At 51.0% G+C, this 26,947-nt stretch carries 22 protein-coding genes and 1 riboswitch; of the genes, 1 reads left to right on the plus strand and 21 read right to left on the minus strand.

Translation table 11 applies throughout. From position 1 onward, the window contains the following. Positions 1 to 9: 9 nt before the first annotated feature. The 20 genes from DWY89_RS09965 to DWY89_RS10050 all read right to left on the minus strand — a co-directional run bounded on the left by DWY89_RS09965 (position 10) and on the right by DWY89_RS10050 (position 23,470). Positions 10 to 3,237, minus strand: coding sequence for an SNF2 helicase associated domain-containing protein (locus DWY89_RS09965; protein ID WP_118524653.1), 3,228 nt, complete (start codon positions 3,235 to 3,237; stop codon positions 10 to 12). A 22-nt stretch (positions 3,238 to 3,259) separates the two neighbouring features. Then, positions 3,260 to 5,029 (minus strand): arginine--tRNA ligase, encoded by a 1,770-nt coding sequence (gene argS, locus DWY89_RS09970; RefSeq protein WP_022358738.1) that lies wholly within the window; start codon positions 5,027 to 5,029, stop codon positions 3,260 to 3,262. 32 nt (positions 5,030 to 5,061) lie between these two features. Beyond that, positions 5,062 to 5,826, minus strand: a complete 765-nt coding sequence (locus tag DWY89_RS09975) for a peptidoglycan recognition family protein (RefSeq protein WP_118522660.1) — start codon at positions 5,824 to 5,826, stop codon at positions 5,062 to 5,064. Between the two features lie 305 nt (positions 5,827 to 6,131). Further along, positions 6,132 to 6,689, minus strand: coding sequence for an elongation factor P (efp, locus tag DWY89_RS09980; RefSeq protein ID WP_022358740.1), 558 nt, complete (start codon positions 6,687 to 6,689; stop codon positions 6,132 to 6,134). A gap of 70 nt (positions 6,690 to 6,759) precedes the next feature. After that, positions 6,760 to 6,972 (minus strand): hypothetical protein, encoded by a 213-nt coding sequence (locus DWY89_RS14250; RefSeq protein ID WP_147352788.1) that lies wholly within the window; start codon positions 6,970 to 6,972, stop codon positions 6,760 to 6,762. Continuing rightward, the gene (locus DWY89_RS09985; RefSeq protein ID WP_118523413.1) at positions 6,951 to 7,442 is read right to left on the minus strand and encodes a YqeG family HAD IIIA-type phosphatase; all 492 of its coding nucleotides are present in this window, start codon (positions 7,440 to 7,442) and stop codon (positions 6,951 to 6,953) included. The genes DWY89_RS14250 and DWY89_RS09985 overlap by 22 nt, the downstream gene beginning before the upstream one ends. Continuing rightward, complete coding sequence (gene nrdR / locus DWY89_RS09990) at positions 7,442 to 7,939, minus strand: transcriptional regulator NrdR (protein ID WP_118472763.1); 498 nt, start codon at positions 7,937 to 7,939, stop codon at positions 7,442 to 7,444. The genes DWY89_RS09985 and nrdR overlap by 1 nt, the downstream gene beginning before the upstream one ends. A gap of 122 nt (positions 7,940 to 8,061) precedes the next feature. After that, positions 8,062 to 8,313 carry a YlmC/YmxH family sporulation protein gene (locus DWY89_RS09995; RefSeq protein WP_106999996.1) on the minus strand — a complete coding sequence of 84 codons (252 nt, stop codon included), beginning with the start codon at positions 8,311 to 8,313 and terminating at the stop codon, positions 8,062 to 8,064. An 87-nt stretch (positions 8,314 to 8,400) separates the two neighbouring features. Further along, complete coding sequence (locus DWY89_RS10000; RefSeq protein ID WP_118523414.1) at positions 8,401 to 9,324, minus strand: hypothetical protein; 924 nt, start codon at positions 9,322 to 9,324, stop codon at positions 8,401 to 8,403. A gap of 5 nt (positions 9,325 to 9,329) precedes the next feature. Next, positions 9,330 to 10,559: a sirohydrochlorin cobaltochelatase gene (locus DWY89_RS10005; RefSeq protein ID WP_118293199.1), complete on the minus strand. Its 1,230-nt coding sequence runs from the start codon at positions 10,557 to 10,559 to the stop codon at positions 9,330 to 9,332. A 41-nt stretch (positions 10,560 to 10,600) separates the two neighbouring features. Next, positions 10,601 to 10,778: riboswitch (cobalamin riboswitch) on the minus strand. 297 nt (positions 10,779 to 11,075) lie between these two features. Beyond that, on the minus strand, positions 11,076 to 11,837 hold the full coding sequence (locus tag DWY89_RS10010; protein ID WP_147353336.1) for a hypothetical protein: 762 nt from the start codon (positions 11,835 to 11,837) through the stop codon (positions 11,076 to 11,078). Positions 11,838 to 11,923: 86 nt separating this feature from the next. Continuing rightward, a complete protein-coding gene (cmk, locus tag DWY89_RS10015; RefSeq protein WP_118523396.1) occupies positions 11,924 to 12,625 on the minus strand; it encodes a (d)CMP kinase in 702 nt (233 codons plus the stop codon). Positions 12,626 to 12,648: 23 nt separating this feature from the next. After that, positions 12,649 to 13,914 carry an NAD(P)/FAD-dependent oxidoreductase gene (locus tag DWY89_RS10020; protein ID WP_118523415.1) on the minus strand — a complete coding sequence of 422 codons (1,266 nt, stop codon included), beginning with the start codon at positions 13,912 to 13,914 and terminating at the stop codon, positions 12,649 to 12,651. Positions 13,915 to 14,027: 113 nt separating this feature from the next. Continuing rightward, complete coding sequence (locus DWY89_RS14730) at positions 14,028 to 14,162, minus strand: hypothetical protein (RefSeq protein ID WP_270228412.1); 135 nt, start codon at positions 14,160 to 14,162, stop codon at positions 14,028 to 14,030. 178 nt (positions 14,163 to 14,340) lie between these two features. After that, on the minus strand, positions 14,341 to 15,849 hold the full coding sequence (gene pap, locus DWY89_RS10025; RefSeq protein ID WP_118293202.1) for a polyphosphate:AMP phosphotransferase: 1,509 nt from the start codon (positions 15,847 to 15,849) through the stop codon (positions 14,341 to 14,343). An 83-nt stretch (positions 15,850 to 15,932) separates the two neighbouring features. Then, positions 15,933 to 16,433 carry a DUF3783 domain-containing protein gene (locus DWY89_RS10030; protein WP_118524655.1) on the minus strand — a complete coding sequence of 167 codons (501 nt, stop codon included), beginning with the start codon at positions 16,431 to 16,433 and terminating at the stop codon, positions 15,933 to 15,935. Between the two features lie 234 nt (positions 16,434 to 16,667). Beyond that, complete coding sequence (locus tag DWY89_RS10035; RefSeq protein ID WP_118468715.1) at positions 16,668 to 17,771, minus strand: hypothetical protein; 1,104 nt, start codon at positions 17,769 to 17,771, stop codon at positions 16,668 to 16,670. A gap of 376 nt (positions 17,772 to 18,147) precedes the next feature. Continuing rightward, a complete protein-coding gene (locus tag DWY89_RS10040; protein WP_118524656.1) occupies positions 18,148 to 21,912 on the minus strand; it encodes a phosphoribosylformylglycinamidine synthase in 3,765 nt (1,254 codons plus the stop codon). Between the two features lie 358 nt (positions 21,913 to 22,270). Beyond that, the gene (locus DWY89_RS10045; protein ID WP_118523398.1) at positions 22,271 to 22,909 is read right to left on the minus strand and encodes a histidine phosphatase family protein; all 639 of its coding nucleotides are present in this window, start codon (positions 22,907 to 22,909) and stop codon (positions 22,271 to 22,273) included. Positions 22,910 to 22,915: 6 nt separating this feature from the next. Beyond that, positions 22,916 to 23,470, minus strand: a complete 555-nt coding sequence (locus DWY89_RS10050; protein WP_118524657.1) for a sigma-70 domain-containing protein — start codon at positions 23,468 to 23,470, stop codon at positions 22,916 to 22,918. Positions 23,471 to 23,637: 167 nt separating this feature from the next. Between DWY89_RS10050 and DWY89_RS10055 the strand changes: the two genes are divergently transcribed. Continuing rightward, positions 23,638 to 24,561 (plus strand): LysR family transcriptional regulator, encoded by a 924-nt coding sequence (locus DWY89_RS10055; protein WP_118523399.1) that lies wholly within the window; start codon positions 23,638 to 23,640, stop codon positions 24,559 to 24,561. On the opposite strand, the gene DWY89_RS10060 is transcribed toward DWY89_RS10055, so the two are convergent. Continuing rightward, entirely contained in the window at positions 24,497 to 26,926 is a 2,430-nt protein-coding gene (locus DWY89_RS10060; RefSeq protein WP_118524658.1) for an ATP-dependent DNA helicase, read from the minus strand. The two genes, DWY89_RS10055 and DWY89_RS10060, sit on opposite strands and share 65 nt — an antisense overlap. Positions 26,927 to 26,947 lie beyond the last annotated feature (21 nt).

A 26,947-nucleotide genomic window follows, 5' to 3' on the forward strand; every position in this document is an offset into this window, starting at 1 on the left:
CAAATTTTTTTATGGATTCTGTTCAAACAGCTCCATCAGTTCATTCTGGCTCAAATCGCCCAGTGAAACCATTCCCTCTGAAACCACCTGCGCCGCCAGCGCAAGCTTCGCATTCTGCAGCTTCAAAAGATTTTCTTCTATCGTATCCTTTAAGATCAGTTTGTATACCGTGACCGGCTTTTCCTGCCCGATCCGGTACGCGCGGTCGGTCGCCTGGTTCTGCGCTGCCACATTCCACCACGGATCGTAATGAATCACGATATCCGCCGCCGTCAGGTTGAGTCCCGTTCCCCCGGCTTTCAGGGAAATAAGGAACACCGGAACCTCATCCGAGGCAAACGCCTGCACCATCCGGCTGCGTTCCTCCTTCGGGGTCGCGCCGACCAGAAGATGGGACGAAATGCCCTCCTGTAAAAGGCGTTCCCGAATCCGCTCCAGCATCGAGGCAAACTGGGAAAAGAGCAGGATCTTATGTCCCGCCGCAGACGCTGATGCGATCAGCGAAACACAGGTCTCCAGCTTCGCCGATTCCCCCGTATAATCTTCAAAACAGAGTGCCGGATCGCAGCAGATCTGGCGCAGCCGCATGAGCTGGGAAAGCACTTCCAATTTTCCATTACCCGACCACGCGCCGCCAGCCAGCGCCTCTTTCAGTTTCAACGCCGACGCCGTATAAAGCTTCTGCTGCCGCCCCGACGCCGCCGAATAAACGATCCTCTCTTCCTTGGTCGGAAGCTCCCGCAGCACATCCTTTTTCAAGCGGCGCAGGACAAACGGTCCCGTCATCCGCCGCAGTGCCGTCAATGCTTCCGGATCCTGATTTTTCACGATCGGCAGCTCATACCGCTCACGGAACTTCCGGTAACTGTATAAAAATCCCGGCATCAGGAAATCAAAAATGCTCCAAAGCTCGCTGAGCCGGTTTTCCACCGGCGTTCCCGTCAGAGCGAAACGGGCATTCGCCGAAATCTCCTTTACCGCCTTCGCGCCCTGTGTCTTTGCATTTTTAATGACCTGCGCCTCGTCAATAATCTCATATTCAAACGTGCGTCCCAGATACGCCGCCCGATCCCGTTTCAACAGATCATAGGACGTGATGATCACCTGCGCCCCCTCAGACGCCTCCATCCGCATCTGCTCCTCCAGCTGTTCCTGCCGTTCTTTCGCCGTCCCGGCAATCAGAAGCACGCGGATCCCCGGCGAAAACCGGGCAAATTCCTGTCCCCAGTTGTAGACGAGCGACGCCGGGCAGACGATCAAAGACGGAAGAGGTAATTCTGACCCACTGCCTTCATTTCCAGCCGCTTTCTGCTCGGTTTTTTCCTGATAAAATGCCGTCAGAAGCGCAATCACCTGCAGCGTTTTTCCCAGTCCCATATCATCTGCCAGGATCCCACCGAAATGATACCGCGCCAGCGTCCGCATCCACGTATATCCGATCTTCTGGTATTCCCTCAGCGTCTTTTCCAGCACCGCCGGAACCGCATAGCTGACACTCTGCGCCGTTTTTAGATCGCGCACCATCATCCCGTAGGCTTCATCCCGCTGAAACAGTTTCATCCTGCCGTCGCCCGAGAGACTGTCCAGATAAAAAGCACGGTAGGCAGGTATCTTCGCCTCCCCCGCCTGAAATTCACTCTTTGTCAGTCCCAGATCCGCAGTCAGGCTGTCAAGCGCCTGCAGGCCGCCGCCCGAAAGCTGCAAAAATTCGCCATTTTTCATGCGGTAATATTTCTTTTTTTGGCGGTATTCACTGAGTACCTGCAAAAGCTCCGCCGGGTCGATTCCCGCCGTCTCAATCTTCAGATCCAGCCAGCCGCCTCCAAGAGAAACCCCCATCGACACTTCCGGCGGGGGCAGGACGCGCAGATGGCGGACAGACTCTGACAGCCATACCTCGCCCACCTCCTGAAACTGCGGCATTCCCTCGCTCAGAACCTGGTACAGCGCTTCTTCATCCCCGCGGATCACCAGCTCGCCGCTCTCATCCTCCCAGTAAGAGAAGTACCGCGTGATCAGGCGGCTGATATAAAATTCCGCCGGTACATCCCGGCAGATCTCCCGCGGAACATGCTCGTCCGCCAGCGGCGAAAACGTAAAATCTCCGTAGGAAAGCGTCGGACGCAGACGCAGCTCGTCCGGCGAATCACTGTCAAACTCAAACCGGGCTTTCAACGCCTCTGGGCGGTATTTCTCCCAATCGATCTCCGGGCTCTGCAAGATCCCAAGTGCCTCCATGCCTTCCAGCACCCGCGCATAAAAGAGCGGAATATCCCGGCTTCCAACCAGCAGCTCCCGCTTCTCTTTCCGGCTTCTGCACTCTCTTCCGCCCTGTTCCATCTGCTCCAGAAAAACGCCCATCGTTTCTGTATACAGTTCACTGCATCCAAACAGATGCAATCCATCTGCCACATACAGACGCTGTTCTCCCCGGAACGAGGTTAGAGCCGATGGAACCGTAACCGCAATTCCATCGCCCCTTGCTTCCACCTCCACCGGGAAACGTGGATCCTTGCGCTCAACCCGGCACACACGTTCAGCACCTTTCTCGTCCTCCGTCTGGACTTCTTTTCCCTCTAAAAGATCAAACAGCCGATCCCTCGCTGCAGATCCCAGCGTTAACGCCCGCATCACCGGAAGCGGCAGCCCCGCATGACCGCGCATCTCCTCATAATGGCGTATGTAGGCGTCCGCCTCCTCCAGCAGAAGATCTAAAAATGGGCGGCTTTCCGGCGCAAAGGCAGACGGGACGTGTTCAAACGCCATGCCTTTTCCGTATTCCACCCGTTTTCCGCTGTGAACCGCCTGTGCAAATTCCAGCAGGTTTTTCACAATATACCGTTTTTCCCGTCCGATCCGTGCCTCCAAAAGCACTTCGCCGCGCCGGATCTGTAAATAGGGATGCAGATAGACCGGTTCCCGCTCTTCCTCGCCCAGAATCCGCGCTACTTCCCGGTTCGTGTACTCCCGGATCATCATCCGGATCTCCGGCGAAGTCGAAACCGGCGGTGTATGCTCGGCTTTCTGCTGGCGGGCAAACGCCTCCTGAAGCGCTTTTGCATGCACGCAGGAACCCCGGAATGAATTTCCCTCCGCACAAGAACAAGAGTAGTCATAGATCTGACTACCCTTGATAAAAATTCTTGTCTGATATACCTTTGTCTCATCCTCAATCTGTCCCTGTACCCGTACTTCGCCCTTCCAGAAGGTATCTACGGACATTTTTATTATTTTCATGAGGATTCCTCCATATTACAGATTACATGTGTTCCGGCGATTCCATTCCGAGCAGATCCATACAGGTATCCAGCACCCGCTTGGTCAGCGTGATCAGGCTGATAAAGGCTGCCTGCTTCGCTGCGTCCTCCTCGGAGAGGATCTTATTTTCCAGATAGAATGCATTGAACGCATCCGCCACTGCCGCCATGTATTGGCAGAGCTTATGCGGCGCCGTCTCGTAGAATGCAGATTCTGTCACCTCGCCGAAACGGCAAAGCGCCATCTGAAGTGCTTTCTCTGTCTCGCTCTCAGCCGGACGGATCGGAACCACTTTAGCATCCGCACCGCGCAGTTCCTTGTATTTCTCCAGAATGGACTTGATGCGGACGATCATATACTGGATATGTGGACCTGTATTTCCCTCGAAGGAAATAAAGCGGTCTACATCGAAAATGTAATCTTTGGTCGCCTGATTCGAAAGATCGGCATATTTAAGTGCCGCCAGACCGACAATCTCCGCCGTGCGTGTCATCTCGTCCGCCGGAACCTTCTGCTTCTCCTGAATCTTCTCATATACCTTCTCATCGATATTCTTGATCAGGTGCTCCAGACGCATAACACCGCCCTCACGTGTCTTGAACGGACCACCGTCCTTGCCGTTCATCGTACCGAAGCCCAAGAAGATCATCGGCGTATCTTCTTTGACGATGCCCGCCTTCTTCGCCACACGGAATACCTGGATAAAATGAAGCTCCTGGCGCTTGTCTACGACGTAAATGTAGCGGTCCGGATGGAAATCCTGCTCACGTTCGATGATCGTCGCCAGATCGGAAGTCGCATACAGCGCCGCACCATCGGATTTGCGGACGATACAAGGCGGATATTCCTTCGCATCCCCTTCCTGTGCGATATCGACAACCAGCGCGCCATCGCTCTCATAGGCAAGACCTTTTTTCTGTAAATCCTCGATCAGTCCCGGAATATATGGCTGCGCATCGCTCTCGCCCTTCCAGAGGTCGAACGATACATTTAAATTGCCATAGTTCTTTTTCAGATCCTTCAAGGACACGTTCATGATGTGCTTCCAGATCGCATGGAACGGTGCATAGCCACTCTGCAGTTTGAAGGTTGCCTGCTGTGCCCGCTCACGAAATGCCGCATCTACCTTGGATTTCGCGCTCGCTGCCGGATAGATATCCTCCAGCTCGGAAATCGTAAACGGCGGCTCCGACGGATACTCGCCGGTATAATCCGGGTCAAAATATACCAGATCCGGCTGACGGTCATGCAGCTCCTCGATGATCAGTCCCATCTGCAATCCCCAGTCACCCAGATGCACATCGCTGATGACATGGTGTCCCATATAGCGGCTGATGCGCTTGATGCTCTCTCCGATGACCGCAGAACGTAAGTGTCCGACATGCAGCGGTTTTGCTACATTGGCTCCGCCGTAATCGATGATGATCGTCTCCGGCTTCTTAGCTGCGTTGAGTCCCAGCTTTTCATCCTCTGCCACCTGCTGTACATAGGATGCCAGGTAGCACGGATTCAGGCGGATATTGATAAATCCAGGCATCACGGCATTGATCTCAGAAAACATCTTGCTTCCGGCTGTCTTTTCCACCACCTCATTGGCAATATCGATCGGTTTCTTTTTATACGCTTTGGCAGCTGCCATCGCGCCGTTACACTGATACTCGCAGAGATCCGGGCGGTTTGATACCGTTACGCGGATGTACTTCTCATCGTACCCGCAGCCGGTAAACGCCGGTTTCAGTTCTTCCACGATCAAATCTAAAATCGTTTTCATACTAGATTCCCTTTCATAATTTATATCGTATATTATATATCTTTCCGCATTGCCTTTTTCACATCCTTGCGGAACTGCTTCCAGGCATCCTCATGATCCACGAAATACTTCGGGCACGCCTTTCCAGTCACATCATAATGACGGATCACGTCTTTCGGACTTAAATCGAGCTGCTTGCACAGCCATGCAGTCAGTTTTACCAGCGAGTCATACGTCTCGTCTGTGAACTTTCCGTCTGCCGCCGGATGGCAGCACTCAATCGAAACGGTGTCCGCATTCCTCTCATTGGAGGCATATGCCTTCTCCCCGACCGGAACGCACTCAATGATCTCGCCGTCCAGACCGATCACGAAATTGCTGCTGACGGAAACAGTGTTACTGCCGCTCTGATCTTTCAACCCCTCAAAATAATCATGGTTCTGCTGTGCCGTCGTCCCAGGATTTGCCACATAGTGAATCACGATCCCGTTGATGACCGGGATATTCGTCCCCGGTCTGGAATATCGGTTGACCGTGAGAAGCTGCTCATCAACCCAGTTTGGCATCTCGATCGTGGACGGATCGATCAGCTTGCGGATCATTTTCCCGCGCAGCGTCCAGCCTGTTCCCGCACCCAGGAGGAAAATAAGCAGACACAAAAACAGCCGCATCATCACACGGCGCTTCTTCTGCTGCCTCGTCCGCTCCCGGCGGATTGCCGTCTGCCTGCCGGATGTACGCCTCTTCCTGCCACCAGATCTGCGCCCCGGCTCATCCTCTTCCCCCAGACGCAGACGGTCTTCTCTTCCGTTCTCCATATTTATCACTCCCCATGAGCACCGCTCACTCCGAACCCGCTCTCTGAGATGAACCAACGGACGCGTCATAGACGCCTCCCCGATATGTTAAGCAAAAAAACTGTTGTAAAATCTCGACGTTTCCTCCGGATCTTACAACAGTTTCTCTGCTTGCTACTGTTCATGCGCTGCATAACCAGCAAAGGAAAATGCCTGCCACAAACAGTAATCTCTGTTTCCAGTCAGAAACCTGTCAGTGACACGACTGCCTCCCCACAAGGGTACAAACGGTATCGTGAAGACCTTTCTGACGTATATGTTATAACTTAGACTCTGGACAGATATTCACCAGTACGTGTATCGATCTTGATCTTATCGCCCTGGTTTACGAATAACGGTACATATACAGTAGCGCCAGTCTCTACAACTGCCGGTTTGGTAGCGCCTGTAGCAGTATCGCCCTTGAAGCCCGGCTCTGTATCTGTGATCTCAAGCTCTACGAACAGCGGCGGTTCTACGGAGAATACCTTGCCGTTGTAAGAACAGATCTTGCACATCTCGTTCTCTTTTACGAACTTGAGTGCGTCGCCGATTGTCTCCTGGTTTAAAGCTACCTGCTCATATGTGTTTACATCCATGAAGTTGTATAAGTCGCCATCGGAATACAGATACTGCATATCAACTCTGTCGATTCTGGCAGACGGGAACTTCTCGGTCGGACGGAAGGTTTTCTCTACAACGCCGCCATTCATTACGTTCTTAATTTTAGTACGAACGAACGCAGCTCCCTTTCCCGGTTTTACGTGCTGAAATTCCATGATCTGGTATACGTTGCCATCAATCTCCAGTGTGATGCCGTTTCTAAAATCGCCCGCTGATATCATAAATGATGCTCCTCCTTGAAAATACTCGCTTTATCTTTTTTATTTTATACTATAAAATCCTCTTTTTCAACTACTTTTTTGAAAACACAGGGCACATCATGTCAATTCCGCCCCTTATTTTTCTAAAATTGCCGATATTTTTTCTGAAAACAACTGATTTTCCACCGTTTCCGTCACTCCTGTCAGCATCCGGTTCTGCCGCCTGGCAAGCTCTTTCAAACCGTTCAAAAACACCCGGCTGCAACCTTCCACTATTTTTTTCTATCTTCTCACATAGAACCACAGGACAATTTTCTCCAGATACCGCTTTAACACAATCTGGATCTCTTCCTTCGGATTGATCGGCTTTACAAGAATCGAATAGATGCCTGTCCGCCTCGCCCCGTACACATCCGTAAAGAGCTGATCCCCGACAAACATCGTCGAGCGCTCGCCCGTTCCCATCCGGAGCATCGCCTGCCTGTATCCGCTGCGCTTCGGTTTTCTGCCCTTGTAAATATAATCCGAACCTACCTGTCCGGCAAACGGGGCGACCCGCGCCTCCTTATTATTCGAGAGCAGACAGGTGTGGAACCCGATCGCCCGCAAACGTTCAAACAGCTGTACTGCCCGCTCGTCCGCCGGGGCACCGTGCGGCACCAGCGTATTGTCAATATCAAATATGATACCCCGCATTCCCTTCTGGTAAAACTGCTCATACGGGATATCATACGCAGAATCCAGCCATTCATCCGGATAAAACGCATTTCCCATCATCTGGTCTCTTCCCCGTTCTTTCCAGACTCATACGACGGCACATTCCGCTGCTGTATCTTCTGCAGTTCCTCCATAAATGTATCGACGTCTTTAAACTCCCGGTATACCGATGCAAACCGCACATAGGTAACCACATCCAGATCCTTTAACCGCTCCATCACAAGTTCCCCGATCACCGCGGTCGAGATCTCCCGTTCTTCCCGGTTAAATAAATTGTTTTCCACATCGTCGATCAACGCCGAAATCTGTCCCTGAGAGACTGGGCGCTTGTGGCAGGAATGCAGGATTCCTGCCTCTATCTTCGCCCGGTCGTACATCTCCCGGGTATTATCCTTTTTGACAACCATCAGAGGGATCGTCTCAAGTTTTTCATATGTGGTAAAACGCTTTCCACAAGTCTCGCACTGTCTCCGGCGTCTGATAGAACTGTTGTCATCCGCAGGCCGTGAATCGATTACTTTCGTGTCAGCCGCGTTGCAAAATGGACACTTCAATCGCTCTTCCCCTTTTCTGGTTTTATTGATATGCCCCCGCCAAGTTTTCATAACATATCATACTTATTATAATATCGCAGGAAGTGCGCTTCTGCAAGCAGAAGTTTTCCGCTATTCCTTCTTTATTCCTTCTTTTCTCTCTCTTCTTTCAGCCTCACCAGAATAATGTCATCCCCTATCTGGCAGATGTCGCAGAATGGAATTATGTACTCTTTTTCCCGCCCCAGAAAGCCCCAGACACAGCCCGGTCCTGGCACGATGATCGCAAGCATTTTTCCCGTGCTGATGTCAAAATCGACGTCGCCCACAAAACCAAGGCGCTTGCAATCTTTTACATTTATAACTTCCCGCTGTTTGAGTTCACAGATACGCATAGACATAAACCTCCCGGATCCTTCTGTAATCAAAATATGTACAAAAGGACCGGGAGGTTCTTCCTGGACAGGTATTTCTATCTACTTTTATTTCGTAACTTCTGATAACGTCACGCTGTCAAAATGCAGCGTATAATCAATCAGATGCGGCTGGCTCATCGCCACCGTCAAGGCACTGACCGCTACATCCTCATCCAGCGTTACCGGAATCTGGAACTCGGAATTGCCCTCGGTCTGGATCGGATCATACTGCACGTCATCCACCAGCATATACTCATAGTTCGGGCTGCTCCAGACAATATCGGCAGTCACCTTTCCATCCTTGACGATAATGGTCGCCGGGCTGTCCACCGATGCTCTGCCGGAACCTCCCTGCAGGGTTACCTCACAGGTATAAGTGCCGTCTGCCACATCTGCAGTCTGCCCTGCCGGTTTCTGGGCATCTGCCGCATCATCGCTATTCTCCGTCTCGGATGATGCCGCTTCCGCGTCCTCTGCCTCTCCGGAAACCGGATTTTCTACCTTTACTTTGTGGTCGTACCAGGTGCCCTTCTTACCAATCAGAGCCAGATCAAATTCTTCTCCGAGCGCCGGAACCGGCACATCGAAGCCGTTGACCTCCTCGCTCAGACCGTCGCTGTAAGTAACCGTGTCTACGGTTGGCTGCAGCCAACCGGCTTCATCTTCCTTTGCCTCGTCCGCAGTACCCAGATACAGGTTCACGATGTTTTTCGAGGTCAGGCTGATATGAAGTATCGCCTCGCCATCCTTGACCGTCAGGACACCTTTTCCATTTTTCGATTCATTGACCTTGAACATACTGCTGTCCGTCTTAAAATCGACGGTGTAGATGCCGTCTGCAAGGTCAATGCTGCTTTTCTGTTCGACATTCTCGGTTTCTGCGCTCTCTGTCTGCGCCACGGTGTCGGCTGCGTCCTGTTTCTGTCCTCCGCACGCTCCGAGAAGAGCGGCAGCAAGCAGAAGCGCCGCTAAATTTAATTTCTTTTTCATATACATTATTTCACAATAGAATCAATGGCTGTCCGTGTATGAGCAACATAGAATGATTCTACTGCTTTAATTCTGCCCAGACCGGAAATCTGAGTATCTACCTTGTCAAATGCACCTGATGCCTCAAACTGGCTCTTCCAGGAATCCTCGTCATCGCCTGCCATGTCGTTGTTTGCGTGATCACCTGCAACTACCATCAGCGGACGAAGAACGACATTCTTATAACCTGCTGCCTTCACTGCCTCGATAACAGACTCACAGGAGGTCTCTTCCGGCTCGCCCTCTACGGTACCGATAAATACATTGCTATATCCAAGATTCTGCATCTGGGTCTGCATCTGGCTGTAGGTTACCTTTGCAACGTGTGCGGTACCATGCCCCATCAGAACGAATGCAGTTCCCTGATCGGCTGCGTCAGCTGCATCTTTAAAACCAGCTTCCGAAGCTTCTTCTGCTACAACTGCTTTTGCAACTGCCTCTTTATCTGCATTGATAACGGTTGCATCGTCGCCAACCTCACCCAACAGCGGCTCTGCGACAGCTATCTGCTCGAATTTATCCTGATACTTCTCGAGCGCCTCAACCATCTCGTCATACTCAGCACCGTGCATCAGGTGGGTCGGCTGGACAACCAGCTCTTTAACTCCGTTCTCCACGGCGCGCTCCAGTGCCTGATCCATATTGTCGATGCACTCGCCGTCACGAGCCTCAACGTGGTTGATAATGATCTGTGCGGTAAATGCACGGCGGACTGCCCAATCCGGGAATGCATCCTGGATGGAATCCTCGATACTCTTGATATCTTTCACACGGCTGTCGTTGAAGGAAGTACCAAAGCTGACTACCAGGATCTCCTTGTCGCCAATCTCATCCTGATTGCGCGGATCGTCCAGGCTCGCGTCGCCGGTATCACGACCAAAATAATCTGGATCTGCGTTCTCGCCTTCTACCAGCTCCTTCTGCTCGTCAGTCAGGGCATCCCATGCCTCTTTGGCTGCCTTGCACTGCTCATCCGTGTCATCGGTGCGCTCCTGTACATAGATGTCATCGATCAGCTTTGCCACCTTATCTGCTGCTTCCTGATCGGAATCGGCGCTCTCAGCTGCCTCGGTCTCTGCCTCAGAAGCCGCCTCCGTCGAGGTTGCCTGGCTGGATGTACTGCCACCGCAGGCTCCAAGCAATACGGACATCGTAACTGCCGCTGCACTTACAACTACTTTTTTGTTTTTTCTCATGTTTTCCTCCTTGTGTGACTCGCACAAAAATAGTTCTAACCGATATGTTCACGACAGCCGGCAGGTTTCCTGGCTTTCGGGTCATCATGCACGCCGCGCCTTCTCACTTTCGCAATGGCATCTGCGGCGCCACTCTCCGGTTCACAGTGACGAGATCGCACAGGTTTTGCACCTGTTTCCCTTTTACCCCCTGTCCGCGCCTGCCAATCCGAGCAATCTGACTGGTCTGGCACAAACAGCGGCACCCACTGCCCATATCAGCTTGTTTCATTATAGATGGGGTATGTTTAAAAGTCAATTTATCCTGGAAATTATATTGAAAAAGAATGTGCCTTGGCACATTCTCGCGCCGAGCGCGGTCGCTTGCGACATGTTTCTGCTTCGCGCGAGTGCGCATCATTGGCACGTTAGTGCCTTTTTGTGTAATAGGGAGTTCCAAGGAATTTCCTGTTACACAAAAAAGCACCTCTCATCCGGATAAAAGGTGCTCTCCTCCTCTTAATGATTTTATATCTTTTATGGCATAAATTTCCGGTAAATCGAAATAATTTTCTCATTCTTCACCGTCACAGCCGTGTTGTATGGCTTAAACTCCCCGATCAGCCGATCACGGATCGCGAATAATTCTTCCGCGGTATACACCTGCGGCGGTGTATCCGGGTCAGAATCATCTGTCAGGACAAAGTTCTCATCCATCTGCAGCGTAACCTCTCCCAGCTTATGGTAACTTCTCCCGACTGCCATCTCCGAGCCATAAAAGGAATCCTCCTCTACCATTCTCAGCTCTTCTCCCCCCTGTGCCGGACCGCCATTGATCTCGATCCGCCCAGACTCCTGTCGGTCAATCGAAGTAATGAGACATTCTTTCCCATCGATAAGCAGCGTATCTCCCGCCTGCAGTTCATCGATATCTGCCTTATGAAAATGCTCATAGTCATAGACCGTCAATGTGATGATAACATTGCTTTCATCCTGATGGATCTGCTGCGGTTTGAACCCAGCTGCAAAGGTACAGTTGTCAAAATGCGTCATATTGAGGGTTTCCCGGACTGGTTCAACCGTGAGCGGTTCCGTCCGCTCAGTTTCCTGCGTTTTATCCCGTTTGGGCTGCTCCTGCGCCTGATCATTTTCAGCCACAGCCTCACAGAGCGCCCCCTGGCTCTCCTCATCGACAGCCCCTTCCTGTGTGGCTGTCTCCGATGCCGCGCCCGCACAGGCGGTCATCCATACACTCATCCCAAGTGCTGCGGCGATCCATGTTTGTTTCAATCGTCTCATGTTTGCTGCCGCCCCTTTCCCACTTCTCCTTTTTCCTGGCATTTTCGTAACTGTTCAGTACCTTCACAGTCACGCGCAAAAATCCATCAAAAATTGCCTACGGCAATGGGATTTTTCTGCTTTTTCTTCGCCGCCTCAACCAGCTTCTCCATCTCCCGCATTACCTCTTCAAAATCCAACTCAGAAGTATCCAGTAAAATGGCGTCCTCCGCCTGCTTGAGAGGCGACAATTCCCGGTGCATATCACGGTAATCGCGCTCGATAATATCCTGCTCGATCGCCTCCAGGGAACAGCTTTCCCCGCGTTCGGTCAGCTCTTTATAACGGCGTCCAGCTCTCACACGGCTGCTCGCGGTCAGATATACTTTCAGGGTCGCATCCGGCAGAACCGCCGTTCCGATGTCCCGGCCATCCATCACGACATCCCGGCGTCCGGCTAATTCACGCTGCAGCTCCACCAGTTTTTTGCGGACCGGCGCATAGACAGAGGTATTCGAAGCCATATTTCCAACCGCCTCCGTCCGAAGCTCGCTGCTGACATTCTCCCCATTTAAATAAACCTGCTGGATCCCATTTTCATATTCCAGTGAAATGGAAACCGTCTCACAGGCGCGTCCGATCGCCGCCTCATCATGGCTGTCGATGCCCTGGCGCAGAAAATACAATGCCATCGCCCGGTACATCGCCCCCGTATCTACATAAATATATCCATAATCTTCCGCCAGCTTCTTTGCCACTGTGCTCTTCCCAGCCCCGGCTGGTCCATCAATCGCTATATTAATCGGCATTTCGTTTCCCCTTTTTCATATCGTTATAATTCATGATTTTCCGCTGCGCTCCGTCCTGCCAGCACACCGGTCGACCACGCAATTTGTAAGTTGTAGCCGCCGGTGACTGCATCGAGATCCAGCACTTCCCCGGCAAAATAAAGCCCTGGAAGCTTCTTCGACTCCATCGTGGATGGATTAACTTCTTTTACCGTCACACCGCCCTGGGTAATGATCGCCTCATTGAAACCTCGCAGCCCGGTCAGCGTCAGTGTAAAATGCTTTGTCACCTCCGCCAGCCGTCTCCGCTCTTCCTTCGTCACGGCGTTGACCTGCTTGTCCGGCTCAATGCCGCTGCGGCGAATTATGACCGGTATCAGTTTTGATGGGTACAGATGGTTCAGCGCATTTTTAAACTGTTTATTCTTCTCCGCCTCAAAATCGCGCAGAATCCGCGCATCGAGCTGTTCCATGGAAAGCGCCGGTTTCAGATCGATCATCAGAGTCAGCGGAGCCTTTTTCAGTTTTTTCGCCGCATAACTGCTGGCACTCAAGAGTACCGGACCCGAAACGCCGTAATGGGTAAACAGCATCTCACCAAATTCACGGTAAACCTCTTTCTTTCCATTTAAAACAGCAGCTTCCACGTTCCGCAGGGAGAGTCCCTGCAGCTCCTTCACATCTTCCTTCGTCTCAAACGGAACAAGCGCCGGCGAAAGTTCCGTTACCTTGTGCCCTGCTGCCTCCGCAAACCGGTAACCATCGCCGGTTGAGCCGGTCGTCGGGTAGGACAAACCGCCCGTCGCCACGATCACTGCATCCGCAGCTATGTAGGAGTCCTTTTTCCCACGCTCATTACCGCCCTGCGCCAGAATCACACCTTTTAATACACCATCCTCCAGCCACAGTTCCCGGACTCCCTGATTCAATTCTACTTTCACGCGCAGTTCCCGCAGCCGTCTTGCAAGCGCCGATGTCACATCCGACGCTCGGTCAGACACCGGAAAGACACGGCTGCCGCGCTCCACCTTAACATGACAGCCGTTCGCCTCCAGAAAATCCTTCATATCCTGATTGGTAAAACCATAAAATGCACTGTACAAAAAGCGGCTGTTTGTCACAACACTGTCAAACAGCCCTTCCATATCACAGTCATTCGTCACATTGCAGCGCCCTTTTCCCGTGATATAGATTTTCTTTCCCAGTTTCTCATTCTTTTCATAGATCGTTACCGCGCAGCCATTTTCCGCCGCCGCAATCGCAGCCGCCATACCGGCTGCCCCGCCGCCGATCACGATTATTTTTTTCATATTGCTATCCTTTTCGTTTTTATATCGCTTGGTGCTATCAATCCTGTACCAGGTGAATCGCAAATCCGCCGACTTCTTCTTTAAAACAGGCGAAAATGCAGCGTCCCTGCTCATCAAAGCGCTTCGTCTTTCGATTTTGTATTGATTCCCTCATGCTTCACATGCATATGAAATAATTCCATCGGAGTTGGATCCCCGGCATGCTCTGCCATAATTGCAAGCGTGCTTTCTTTTGCTGTCTGCTCCATTTTGTCCGCTTCCTTTCTATCGTTACACTTAATGCAAAGTTTAGACAAATGTTTGTATTTTTTAAATTGCCGTCTATTTTCTTTAAATATTGATTTTACTGTATCTTACGAAGAATTGCAACCGCGCTTCTGCATATTTCCACACATGATTGCCAAATCGACAGCCCGCTTTTTTCTATCACTTACGCAGCTTTTTTACCTCACGGATCTTCTCCTCCATGGCCTCCACAACCGTTTCCAGCACCTTGACGCGCGCGTAATATTTGGAATTTCCTTCTACGATCGTCCACGGGGCATAGGTGGTAGAGGTCCGCACCAGCATCTCATTGACTGCCTGCTCGTATGCGTCCCATTTTTCACGGTTGCGCCAGTCTTCGTCCGTGATCTTCCACTGTTTTGCCGGATCCTCCATGCGCTCCTTAAAGCGGCATTCCTGCTCATCTTTATCAATATGAATCCAGAATTTCACGATCACCGCGCCAAAATTCGCCATGTGCTCTTCCATCTCATTGATTTCCTGATACGCCCGTTTCCAGTCCGCCTCACTGCAGAAGCCCTCGATCCTCTCCACCATCACACGCCCGTACCAGGTGCGGTCGAAGATCGCAATATGCCCCGCTTTCGGCATCTCCCGCCAGAAACGCCACAGATAATGGTGTACCTTCTCCACATCATTCGGTGCCGCCGTCGGATTGACCTTGTAGCCGCGTGGATCCAGGTGGCTTGTCAGGCGCCGGATCGCACCGCCTTTTCCCGCCGCATCCCAGCCTTCAAAGCCGATCACCACCGGAATCCGCAGCCGGTACAGCTCGCCGTGCAGCACCTCCAGCTTTTTCTGCAGCTTATCCAAACGTTCCTTATATTCCTCGCGTGTCAGCGTTTTCGTCAGATCCACGCCGGAAAGCACGCCATTTTTAAACCGCTCATCTGGAAGTTTGACCGGCGGATGCACCGCCCCTTCCTCGCGTTCCATTCGGCGGCGGTTCAGCTCATACTCCAGCCGGTCTGTGACGGTGGATAAAATCTTGACTGCCGCATAATTTTTATCAGTCGCTTCCACGATCGTCCACGGCGCGTACCCGGTATCCGTCCGCTGCAGCATTTCCTCATTCATCTCCAGAAATGTATCGTAATCCTTGTTGCGCTTCCAGTCCGCCTCCGTCACACGCCACGCAGTCTCTTTGCTTTCTTCCAGCCGTTTAAAGCGCTTTTTCTGCTCGTCCCTGGAAATATACAGAAACAATTTGATCAGAATCATGCCGGAATCTGCCAGCTGCTTTTCAAATGAAAGGATATCCCGGAACGCCCCGTTTAGCTCCTGCCGCTTCGTCTCTTTGTCAAACCGGTCAACGGTAACCTTATCGTACCAACTCTTGTCAAAGATCATCATACGTCCATCTTCCGGTGTCTTCGTCCAATACCGCCAGAGAAATGGACGCATCCGTTCCTCCTCCCCCGTCTCCCGGCTCGCATAAACATCAAAGCCGCGCGGATCCAGCGGCTGGATCAGGCGGTTGATCTGCGTTCCCTTACCGCCTGCCCCGAATCCGTCAAATACGATGACAACCGGGATCTTTTCCTCCTTACAGGCGCGCTGCAATTCTCCCAGCTTCACATCCATCTCTTCCCGAAGCTTCTTGTAGTTTTCCTTATCCACTGATTTATTCAAATCAACTTTTTCCAGCATCTTTCCACCTCCACATCAAGCAGTAAAATGACCTTTCAAGCCCGCTCTTTCCTCCTGAACACCCTTTCACCAATCCCATGGCATCACAATGATTCGTCTTTACCTTTCCCCGTCATCATCTTATGCTCTTTTTTGATCTCTTCATATAATTGTACCGAATCCCACTTCATATTATACGGTGTCAGGACTGCTTTATAATCGATCCGTCCGACTCCCTTTTTTCGAAGTGCATAGATAAATGCATCGATCTGGGCGGAAGAAAAGCCTGCCATGATCGCCATCTCATCCGAGAAATCCCTTTTCCTGGAAGAATCGTTCTCCGGCACCTCTCGCTGTAGCCTCCCGTCTGCCAGTTTCTGAGCGGACTCTTCTTTTTGCGTTTCCTCCACAGCCTCTATTGCTTGTCCGGCTTCCTTGAGGACATCCTCATTCAGTCCTTTCACACCAGCCAGCACGCCCACCGGCAGCCCGTACTCCTCCTTTGTCACTGCCCTTAAACGGAATCCCAGCGGCATAAGCGCCTGCTGCACCTTCATTTTTCTTTTGGAATCAGTAAAATTATACAATAATACAGTTGGTTTCATCGTAATTTATCGATTCTCCTCTCTGTTTCTTATTCCCGCCTCATCAATTCTCCGGCTTCTCAATATGATTCTCTATTATATCCTTTTTCCCCCCTTCTGTGCAAGAAAAACAAAAAACAGCGGCATCAGCCACTTGCTTTCGCTCGTCCGCTGTCTGCCGCTGTCTGATTTTTATTTCATTTATGTATGTTTCCGCATCTCAGATCCTCTTCCGGTCTGCTGCCAGATAGCTCCCTAGTGAAGAACACCATTTGCATCCGCTACCATACCGTTCGGAGTTACCATGTTCGTCCAGAGTGCTCCGCTATTCAGGTCAAACAGATACCATGCGCCATCGATGAACTGATAGCCTGTCTTTCTTGCACCGCGAGTACCGTCGGATACCGGATTCAGATAATACTTGTACGGTCCAATCTGCTGCCAGCCGGTCAGCATCTTGCCTCTCGTACCATCGGATACCGGGTTTAAATAGAACCAGTTATTATCAGTATAGATCCAGTCTGTATCCATGAATCCGTTTGCATTCAGATGATACCACTCATTATCAACATATACCCAGTTGTTCTTAACCGGTACACCATTGATGTAGTAAGACCAGCCGTAAATGCTGTTTACCCACTGACCATTCGCATTTGCCGGAGTGGAACCACCAGAAGAATTATCGGTCGGAGGTGTACCTGTATACACATCTGAAGAATTCATATAATATTCATCGGACTCGTCACTCCACTCACCCTTATCGCTTCCGTCAACCGCGCGCACCTTAAAGGTATAATCGCCGGATTTCGTCATGTATGGGTAGAAATTGTAGCTTGTGCCTGTAGTTGTAACAGTCGTTACGGTAGAGCTGTTGCGGTACAGCTTAACTTCATACTTGCCTGCATCCGATACACTGTCCCAGGTTGCGGTACGATTGCTCCAGCTAAGATCCTCGACCGTATCCAAATCGCCGTCAACAGCTGACATCGTAATCTTAACTTTCCACTCGCTCTTATCGCCAGATCGCTTCGTAACTTTGTAAGCCGACTTGGTTGCAGAAAGCTTTGTGCCGGATAACTGATAACCGTCCTTTGCCTCGATCGTCAGGTAGATGACCGGCTTATCACCTCTCTCCCACTCGCTGTCGTCATTGTCAAACTCCTGCTCGGTAATCTCAACATTACCCTTCGTAACTTGTACATCCGGATCCCCGATGCTGTCGCCCGCTTCCGGTTTCGCATTGACACGGAACTTAACTTCCGAGATCTTTTTGTCAGCCGCGTATGCCGGAATACTCATCGCCAGTGCCGCCATGATAGCAAGAGCGGAAACCGCCGCTGCCTTCAGGTTATGTCTCATATCCCATCCTCCTTTTTTAATGTACTCTCGCGTACAAACTCTTGTTTCCATTATAACAAACATATCTGCCTGCGTCAAAATAAACTGTCGGTATTTTCAAAATTTTTACCTTGTTTTTTGAAGTAAATGTCTGTTTTCTGTTATTGACAGGATAGCACACTTTTATTACCTGAGAATAACTTTTTGTTTAAGGTTTTCTGACATTTTCGTCAATGATAAAATTTATATCATAATTGCTATTTTCTGTGACATAAAAAGAATGTACCTTTTTGTGTGATGGGGAATTCCAAGGAATTTTCTATCGCACAAAAAATAGACCGGGGCAGATTTCTGCGGTCCGGTCTATTTCTACCTTGCTTAAAAGCAGGTGTTCATTTTATTTGAAATACTCCACACCTGAAGCAAACAGCTGCATATCCTGATTTCCATAGATATTCATGCCTGTATCGCTCCAGCAGCGCTCGTTGTGACCCATCTTACCAAGAATACGTCCATCCGGGCTTGTGATACCCTCGATGCACTGGTAGGAACCGTTCGGGTTCCACTCCTCGCTGACGGATAAGTTTCCGTTCGAATCGCTGTACTGGATCGCGATCTGACCATTTGCGCGAAGTTTTGCAAGCCACTCCTCGTTGGCTACGAAACGTCCTTCACCATGGGACATCGGATTGCAGTATACGCCTCCCAGCTCTGCTTTTCTGAGCCACGGGGACAGGTTAGATACAACCTTTAAGTATGCCATGCGGGAAATGTGGCGTCCAATGTTGTTGGTTGTCAGAGTCGGGGAATCTGCTTTCTGCGGCTCAATCTTGCCTCCGGTTAAAAGTCCCAGTTTGATTAATGTCTGGAAGCCATTGCAGATACCCAGTACCAGGCCATCCCGGTCATGAAGCAGTTTGTCGATCTCCTCCATCATCGCCTCGTTGCGGAATACCGTAGCGAAGAATTTAGCCGAACCATCCGGCTCATCACCTGCGGAGAATCCACCCGGGAACATAATGATCTGGGATTTCTTGATATCCTCTTTGTACTGCTCGATGGAAGAACGGATATCGGATGCATTCTGGTTGCGGAATACACGCACAATCGTCTCCGCTCCGGCTGCCTCAAACGCTTTCGCGCTGTCCAGCTCGCAGTTGGTACCCGGCATTGCCGGAATAAATACGGTTGGTTTTGCCACTTTATGTTTGCATACATATATCTTATCGGTATTGTAAAGTGTCTCTTCTGCTGCCTTCATCGGTGCGCCGGAAGCGGTCGGGAACACTTTCTCCAGGGTTCCGGTCCATGCTTTCAGAGCCTCTTCCATAGAGATCACGGTACTGCCATACTCGAAGGTTCCCTTGTCGGTTACCTCACCGATCACAGTGTACGGGATGGACAGCTCGCCTACCTTGCCATCCGGAACCTCGCAGACGATATTGCCCCAGCCAGCGGCGAAGAAGTCTCTCGGATCTACATTGTGCTCAATCTTTACGCCCAGGCGGTTACCAAATGCCATCTTGCTGACAGCCTCTGCCACACCAGCACCCTCAACCGCATATGCGGAAATAATCTTTCCAGCCTCCATATCGCGATAGATTTTCTCGTAACCATCCATGATCTGGCTGTAAACCGGCAGGTCATGTGCATCCTTCTCGATGGTAAAGAGAACAATCTTGCTGCCCGCTTTCTTAAATTCCGGAGATACCACGTGTTTGGTATCGGAAATATCAACTGCAAAGGAAACCAGTGTCGGCGGTACGTCGATTTCGCCGTGCTCTTCATCATAGAAGCTACCGGACATACTGTCCTTGCCGCCGATGGACGGAAGTCCGAATCCGAGCTGTGCACTGTAAGCACCGAGCAGAGCGGAGAACGGTGTGCCCCATCTCTTCGGATCTTCAGTCATACGTTTGAAGTACTCCTGGAAGGTAAAGCGGATCTTGTGGAAATCACCGCCGTTTGCCACGATCTTGGCAACGGAATCCAGCACTGCGTAAGTAGCGCCGTGGTACGGGCTCCAGCTGGACAGGTACGGATCATAGCCGTAGCTCATCATGGTAACGGTATCGCATTTGCCCTCGCTCATCGGCAGTTTTGCCACCATCGCCTGTGTCTCGGTCATCTGGTGAACGCCGCCGTATGGAAGGAATACGCTGCTTGCGCCCACGGTGCTGTCGAACATCTCAACCAGACCCTTCTGGGAGCATACATTTAAGGAAGAAAGCATGGACAGCCATTTTTCTTTGACATCCTTTACTTCCTGTTTATCAAATACATTGCCTTCCTTGGTCGGAACCTCAACGGTAACAGTTGTCTCCTGATGTGCACCGTTGGTATCCAGGAATGCACGGCTTAAATCTACGATCGTCTTGCCTCTCCAATTCAGAACCAGACGCGGAGACTCGGTAACAACGGCAACCGGAACTGCCTCCAGGTTCTCTTCTGCTGCGTAAGCAAGCATCTTATCAACATCTTTCGGATCTACCACCAAAGCCATACGCTCCTGTGACTCGGAAATCGCAATCTCCGTTCCGTCCAGACCTGCATATTTCTTCGGAACCTTGTCAAGGTCAATCTGAAGTCCGTCAGCTAACTCACCGATCGCTACCGATACACCGCCGGCGCCAAAGTCGTTACACTTCTTGATCAGACGGCTGACCTCCGGGCGGCGGAACAGTCTCTGTAATTTACGTTCTGTTGGTGCATTTCCCTTCTGAACCTCTGCGCCGCAGACCTCGATGGACTCCTCGGTATGTACCTTGGAAGAACCGGTTGCGCCGCCGATACCATCACGGCCGGTACGTCCACCCATCAGGATGATTACATCGCCCGGATCGGAAGTCTCACGGATGACATTTTTGCGCGGAGCTGCTGCCATAACAGCACCGATCTCCATACGTTTTGCCACATAATTCGGATGATAAATCTCTTTTACATAGCCGGTAGCAAGACCGATCTGGTTACCGTAGGAGCTGTAGCCATGTGCTGCATCCTTTACGATGCGCTTCTGCGGAAGTTTGCCGTGCAGTGTCTCCGACATCGGACGGGTCGGATCAGCCGCACCGGTCACACGCATAGCCTGATATACATAGGTACGTCCGGAAAGCGGGTCACGGATAGCACCGCCCAAGCAGGTGGCAGCGCCGCCAAACGGCTCAATCTCGGTCGGATGGTTGTGGGTCTCATTCTTAAAGTTTACCAGCCACTCTTCTTCCTTGCCGTCGATGGTAACCGGAACTACGATACTGCACGCATTAATCTCCTCAGACTCCTCCAGATCCTCCAGCTTGCCCTCACGGCGAAGCTTCTTCATAGCGAGAACAGCCAGATCCATCAGGCAGACAAACTTGTCATCGCGATCTTTGTAGAGAACCTCGCGATCTGCCAGATACTGTTTGTAGGAAGCTTCCATCGGCTCATTGTAATCGCCCTTTGTAAAGGTAACGTCCTTTAACTCAGTCTGGAAGGTCGTATGACGGCAGTGATCGGACCAATATGTATCCAGCACGCGGATCTCGGTCACAGACGGATCTCTCTTCTCTTCGTTCTTAAAGTAGTTGTGGATATGCTCGAAATCCTTGAACGTCATCGCAAGGTTCAGGGAATCGTAGAGTTCTTTTAACTCTGCCTCGCCATAACCGCAGAAACCATCGAAAATCTTGACATCCTCCGGCTGCTCAAATACCGTTACCAGTGTTTCCGGCTTTGCGTTGTTATTCTCACGGGAATCCACCGGGTTAATGCACAGGGACTTGATGCCCTCGATCTGCTCCGCGGTCAGTGTTCCGGAAATAACATAAGTTGTCGCGGAACGGATTACCGGATTTTCCTCTTCATTCAGAAGTTTCACACACTGTTCTGCGGAATCGGCTCTCTGATCGAACTGTCCCGGCAGGAACTCAACGGAAAAGATCGTATCGCCTTCCTTGGACGGGAATGCCTCCTCATAGACAAAATCAACCGGCGGCTCAGAGAAGATAGTAATCAGCGCTTTCTGATATGCATCCTCCGATACATCCTCAATATCATAGCGGATCAGTACGCGGACATCGGTGATCGTGTCGATCCCCAGATAGCTTGCGATCTCCTCTTTCAGATCGTGAGCCAATACGGCAAATTCCGGTTTTTTCTCAACGAAAATACGTCTTACGCTCATGTTTTCCTCCTGTTTTTTCGTATTTTAATGTTTCATGTTCTGTAAAATACATTCATTTTTTAGCATAAAAGGCAAATGCCTTCTTCTAGCATCTGCCTTTATCATACACAATTTTTATAGATTAGTAAAATTAATATATTTAATATTTTTTATTAACACATCTTATTGGTTACTGTTCACGCATACGTGCCCAGTAACGGAATTTGCCGTGGCTTCGCATTTAAATACGGCAAATTCCTGCTACCACCACGTTTTCTTACGGCACTTTCGGTTCCAAAAGTGCCTACCCGTGAACAGTAACTCTTATTGTATCTCTTGCCTTATTTCATTCCTGCTTTTTTCATTTTGAAATCATTCTTTAAAACGATTTTTTCTGTTCCAACGTCCCTGTCTCATTCAGTGCAAGCAGCTTTCCCATCCCCGTCGAACGGTCATACGAAACAACCGACAGACTGGCATTCGCCACAATGATCTCCTGCGGCTCCCGATGGAAACGGAGCAGATAATTCATCAAAAAGACGAGGATCCCACCGTGCGCCACGATCACCGCATCCCCGGCTGTCTCCTCCAAAATCTGTCGGATCGCCCGTTCACTCCGCGCCTCGCAGGATTTTCTTGATTCTCCGCCGGACGGGATGCCGACCATCGGCTGTTCCCTCCACAGATGAAATTCATCCGGGTACTCTGCTTCCACCTGCTGCCAGCTTTTGCCTTCCCAGCATCCAAAATCGCGCTCCCGCAGCCCCGTCAGGCGGCGGAGCGGTAATTTTCCTTCCTTTGCCAGGATCTCCGCCGTCTGGAATGCACGCGCAAGCGGGCTGGCATAGACCGCATCTATCCGCGTTTCCGCCGGATAGCCGCTCCTTTCTTTCAGGACAGTGGCAAGCTGCTCCGCCTGCTGCCGTCCTGTTTCGTTCAGCGGAATATCCGTTGTTCCCTGTATCTTTCCCGCCCGGTTCCAGTCGGTCTGACCGTGGCGTACCAAATAAAACAGCATTTTCTATTACTCCTGTTCATCTATCTCTTTCTGAGCCATCTCTGCCGCCTGACCGCTGACCTTCATCGCGTCCATCGTCAGCTTCATGATGTCACGGATCTCATCCTCGCTCATCTTCATGCGCTCCGCCAATTCCGCAAGGGTCGCCTCACGTCCCAGCTCCCGCGCCATGCTCGCAGAAATATCCTTGAGGACATTAACACGCGCCGCCATCTCCTCCTCGATCTTCGTCTCGCGGTTCTGAATCTGCAGCGCATCCTCGATCGCCGCGCGCACCTTTTTCTCCATCTGCGCGTCGAAATCACCGTTTTCGTACTCACTTGCGAACAGAAACAGCGCCATATTTGCCTCCTGCACCAGATCGCCCGCCGGAAGTCCCCGATCGTGGTACTCCTCCGCGATCTGAACCGCCTTCGCCAGTTTTAACTCCGTCAGACGGGAAGCCGCTGTCTTGTCCCCCTCCGTCAGTTTTTTCAGAAGCGCCGTTTCCTCCTCCGGCGTGCCCTGCGGGAGATTTTTCAGTTCCTCTAAGTAAATATCATAAAATGTATTAGATTCCATGTGGTGTTCCCTCCTAAAAAATAAATAGTAGCTGTTCAGTACAGTTACAATAAATATTTCTAAATGATTCCGTCATTTTATCACAAACAAGACGCAGATACAATCATTATTGACTCCGCCCTCCAATCATGTTACACTGAATACAGTTCTATAAGGAGGACTAATAAATGGATATCAACTATGAATTATATAAAGTATTTTACCACGTAGCCTCGACGTTAAGCTTCTCCGAGGCATCCAAGCAGCTTTTCATCTCCCAGTCGGCGGTCAGCCAGTCGATCAAGGTACTGGAGAAGAAATTGAACCAGACTCTTTTCATCCGCAGCACAAAAAAAGTACAGCTTACCCCGGAAGGCGAGATCCTGCTCAAGCACGTGGAACCGGCGATGAACCTGATCCGTCAGGGCGAAAACCAGCTGCTCGACTCTAACAGCTTAAACGGCGGTCAGCTCCGCATCGGCGCAAGCGACACGATCTGCCGCTATTATCTGGTGCCATTTTTAAACGAATTTCACAAGCGCTACCCGAATATCCACATCAAGGTTACCAACCGTACCTCCATCGAATGTGCGCGGCTTCTGGACAACGGACAGGTCGATTTTATCCTAACGAACTATCCAAACTCCGGGCTCGGTGGAACGCAGAATATCCATGTGCTGCGCGAATTCAACGATATATTCGTTGCCAATGAAACCTATTTCCCGATGAAAGACCGCCCGGTTACACTGCACGAGCTGCAGGCGCTCCCGATCCTCATGCTGGATCGCAAGAGTACCACCAGCGAATTTCTGCACAACATGTTCCAGAAGCACCAGCTTGACCTCGTACCGGAGATTGAATTAAGCAGCAACGATCTGCTCATCGATCTGGCGCGCATCGGTCTCGGCATCGCATTTGTCCCGGATTTCTGTCTCCCGGCTGGCGAAAAAGAACTTTATGCCCTGACCCTGACTGAAGCCCTGCCGCCGCGCCAGCTCGTCGTCGTCCACAATGAGACAATGCCGATCTCACAGGCATCGCGTGAATTTATTGAACTTCTGGAAAACGGCTCCAAAACGCCTGGAGCTCCTGCTCCAGAGACGAAAGACTGACTCGTTTGACATCGCTCCATTCCCTTGGAAATAATTCCCGGTACTCCCGACGCCAGAACCGGTCATCCAGTAAAAGGATGACGCCCTGATCGGACGCGGTCCGGATGACCCGCCCTGCCGCCTGGAGTACCTTATTCATGCCTGGATACTGGTAGGCATATGCAAATCCATCTTTTCCCTCTTCTTCAAAATATCCCTGCAAAATTTTCTGCTCCGTGCATACCATCGGGAGCCCGGTTCCGACCACGATCACGCCGATCAGCCGGTTGCCTGTCAAATCGATTCCCTCCGAAAACAGACCGCCCATCACGCAGAACGCCACCAGGGAGGTATCACGTTCAGCTGTTCGTTCGGGAGAAAATTTCTGTAAAAATGCTTCTCGTTCCTCCTCGGTCATGTGAGAATCCTGGACCAGGATTTCCATGCTTTTTCCGTTTTTCCCGGAATGATTTTTCATTTTTTCATTATCATCCAATTCAACATTCTGATACGCATATTCCCCTTCACACACCTCACGTACCCGGTTCATATACTGATACGACGGAAAAAACACAATATAATTGCCCTTTTTCACACTTGCCATCGTCTGGATGTACCGCAGCACCCGCCGGTATTCCGTCTCATTGCGCCGCGTATACCGGCTCGTCACATCCGTCGCCGCCAGCAGAAGACGCCGCTCCTGCGGAAACGGGGACGCCACATAGACCGTATAGTCCTCCTCCTGATCCGACAGAAGCATCCGGTAATACCGGAGCGGCAGAAGCGTTGCCGAGAAAAAGACCGCCGCTTTCCCCTGCGACAGGCACTGCGCCAGATTTTCAATCGGATTGACACAATAAAGCCGGATGACAAATTCGCCGGACGGCAGAAGTTCCGTATAAATCCTGTAATGCTCATCGACCCGCTCATACATATTTAAAAAATGTCGCACCGAAAAATAAAAATCCAGAATCGTGTCCCGCCCATCTTCCCCGCCCGGCTTTTCCAGATACTTTTCCATTTCTCCAAAAACACCGTTTAACACTGAAACCAGATGTCCGGCATCCTTGAGCACCTGGTAGCCGCTGCACTCCCGCTTCATCCCCAGAAGCGCCTTATTTAACCTTGTAAGCTGCCGCCCCAACGCCGGCGCACGATGTCCCAGTACCTTTTTCGTCAAAAGCACTTCTTCCTTTATAATAGAAGCACTATACATTTCCCGCGCGCGCGATACCAGATTGTGGGCTTCATCCATCAGGAAGAAATAGTCCCCATCCGCAAAATAACGTTTCAAGCGCACATCCGGGTCAAAGACATAATTATAATCACAGATGATCCCATCCACAAACGAAGAAATATCGAGGCAGAACTCAAACGGGCAGACCTGAAATTTTTCCGCATACTCTAAAATTACCGAACGCGTAATTCCAAATTCCTGATGCAAAATTTCATACACCGCATCGTTGACACGGTCAAAATGCCCTTTCGCACGCGGGCACATTTCCGGATTACACACCGGTTTTTCCAAAATACACAACTTTTCCTTTGCCGTGATCGTGACCGAACGAAAATACAGCCCGCGTTCCCGCAAAATCGCCAGCGCCTCTTCCGCCACCGTCCGCGTGATCGTCTTCGCCGTCAGGTAAAAGAGTTTCTGCCCATGTCCTTCCCCGATCGCTTTAAGCGCCGGAAATACCGTCGAAAGTGTCTTTCCAATCCCGGTCGGGGCCTGGACAAACAGCCTGCGCCCGCGCTCCAGCGTCCGGTAAACCGCCACAGCCAGCTCCCGCTGTCCCGCCCGGTACGGATAGGGAAATTCGAGCGCTTTGATTGATTCATCACGTCGCAGCCCGTTGTGATAGAGGTAACGCGCCCATTTGACATATTCATGGATCAGACCAGCAAACCATTCAGAAAGTTCGTTCATCGTCTGGATCTCCTGAAAGCGGCGGATCTCCTCCGTCTCCAGATTACAGTAGGTGAGCTGCAGTGTCACTTCGTCCAGCGCTTCCTGTAATCCATAGATATAGCCATAACAGCGCGCCTGCGCCATATGCACGCCAACCGCTTCTTCCAGACAGTTTACATCCTGGTAAACACACTTGATCTCATCGATCGTGACATCTTTTCCATCCCGGATGATTCCATCCGCACGCCCCTCGACCACGATCTGGAATCCGTCCTCCTCCACCGAATGGCGCAGCGACACCTCCGCCTGATACCCTGATCCCATCCGCCGCTGTATCTTCCGGTGCATCCGTCCTCCAGCTAACATCGCCTCTTTCTGTGCACCCGCCGTGCGCCGGTTATCAATATCCCCCGAACGCAGAACGAACTCAACCAGATTGCGGACGGAGATCCGTATCTGCCTGCCGGTCAGCTCCATGTGTGGTTCCTCCCTTCCCCG

This window comes from Clostridium sp. AF27-5AA (assembly GCF_003478415.1).
Classification (GTDB): Bacteria; Bacillota; Clostridia; order Lachnospirales; family Lachnospiraceae; genus Otoolea; species Otoolea fessa.

Bases quoted from the DNA above. Each gene is read 5' to 3' on its own strand.
- DWY89_RS09965 (WP_118524653.1), bottom strand. From the start codon at position 3,237: ATGAAAATAATAAAAATGTCCGTAGATACCTTCTGGAAGGGCGAAGTA.
- argS (WP_022358738.1), bottom strand. From the start codon at position 5,029: ATGAAAACGATTTTAGATTTGATCGTGGAAGAACTGAAACCGGCGTTT.
- DWY89_RS09975 (WP_118522660.1), bottom strand. From the start codon at position 5,826: ATGGAGAACGGAAGAGAAGACCGTCTGCGTCTGGGGGAAGAGGATGAG.
- efp (WP_022358740.1), bottom strand. From the start codon at position 6,689: ATGATATCAGCGGGCGATTTTAGAAACGGCATCACACTGGAGATTGAT.
- DWY89_RS09985 (WP_118523413.1), bottom strand. From the start codon at position 7,442: ATGGGAAATGCGTTTTATCCGGATGAATGGCTGGATTCTGCGTATGAT.
- DWY89_RS09995 (WP_106999996.1), bottom strand. From the start codon at position 8,313: ATGCGTATCTGTGAACTCAAACAGCGGGAAGTTATAAATGTAAAAGAT.
- DWY89_RS10000 (WP_118523414.1), bottom strand. From the start codon at position 9,324: ATGAAAAAGAAATTAAATTTAGCGGCGCTTCTGCTTGCTGCCGCTCTT.
- DWY89_RS10005 (WP_118293199.1), bottom strand. From the start codon at position 10,559: ATGAGAAAAAACAAAAAAGTAGTTGTAAGTGCAGCGGCAGTTACGATG.
- DWY89_RS10010 (WP_147353336.1), bottom strand. From the start codon at position 11,837: ATGAGACGATTGAAACAAACATGGATCGCCGCAGCACTTGGGATGAGT.
- cmk (WP_118523396.1), bottom strand. From the start codon at position 12,625: ATGCCGATTAATATAGCGATTGATGGACCAGCCGGGGCTGGGAAGAGC.
- DWY89_RS10020 (WP_118523415.1), bottom strand. From the start codon at position 13,914: ATGAAAAAAATAATCGTGATCGGCGGCGGGGCAGCCGGTATGGCGGCT.
- DWY89_RS14730 (WP_270228412.1), bottom strand. From the start codon at position 14,162: ATGGAGCAGACAGCAAAAGAAAGCACGCTTGCAATTATGGCAGAGCAT.
- pap (WP_118293202.1), bottom strand. From the start codon at position 15,849: ATGCTGGAAAAAGTTGATTTGAATAAATCAGTGGATAAGGAAAACTAC.
- DWY89_RS10030 (WP_118524655.1), bottom strand. From the start codon at position 16,433: ATGAAACCAACTGTATTATTGTATAATTTTACTGATTCCAAAAGAAAA.
- DWY89_RS10035 (WP_118468715.1), bottom strand. From the start codon at position 17,771: ATGAGACATAACCTGAAGGCAGCGGCGGTTTCCGCTCTTGCTATCATG.
- DWY89_RS10040 (WP_118524656.1), bottom strand. From the start codon at position 21,912: ATGAGCGTAAGACGTATTTTCGTTGAGAAAAAACCGGAATTTGCCGTA.
- DWY89_RS10045 (WP_118523398.1), bottom strand. From the start codon at position 22,909: ATGCTGTTTTATTTGGTACGCCACGGTCAGACCGACTGGAACCGGGCG.
- DWY89_RS10050 (WP_118524657.1), bottom strand. From the start codon at position 23,470: ATGGAATCTAATACATTTTATGATATTTACTTAGAGGAACTGAAAAAT.
- DWY89_RS10055 (WP_118523399.1), top strand. From the start codon at position 23,638: ATGGATATCAACTATGAATTATATAAAGTATTTTACCACGTAGCCTCG.
- DWY89_RS10060 (WP_118524658.1), bottom strand. From the start codon at position 26,926: ATGGAGCTGACCGGCAGGCAGATACGGATCTCCGTCCGCAATCTGGTT.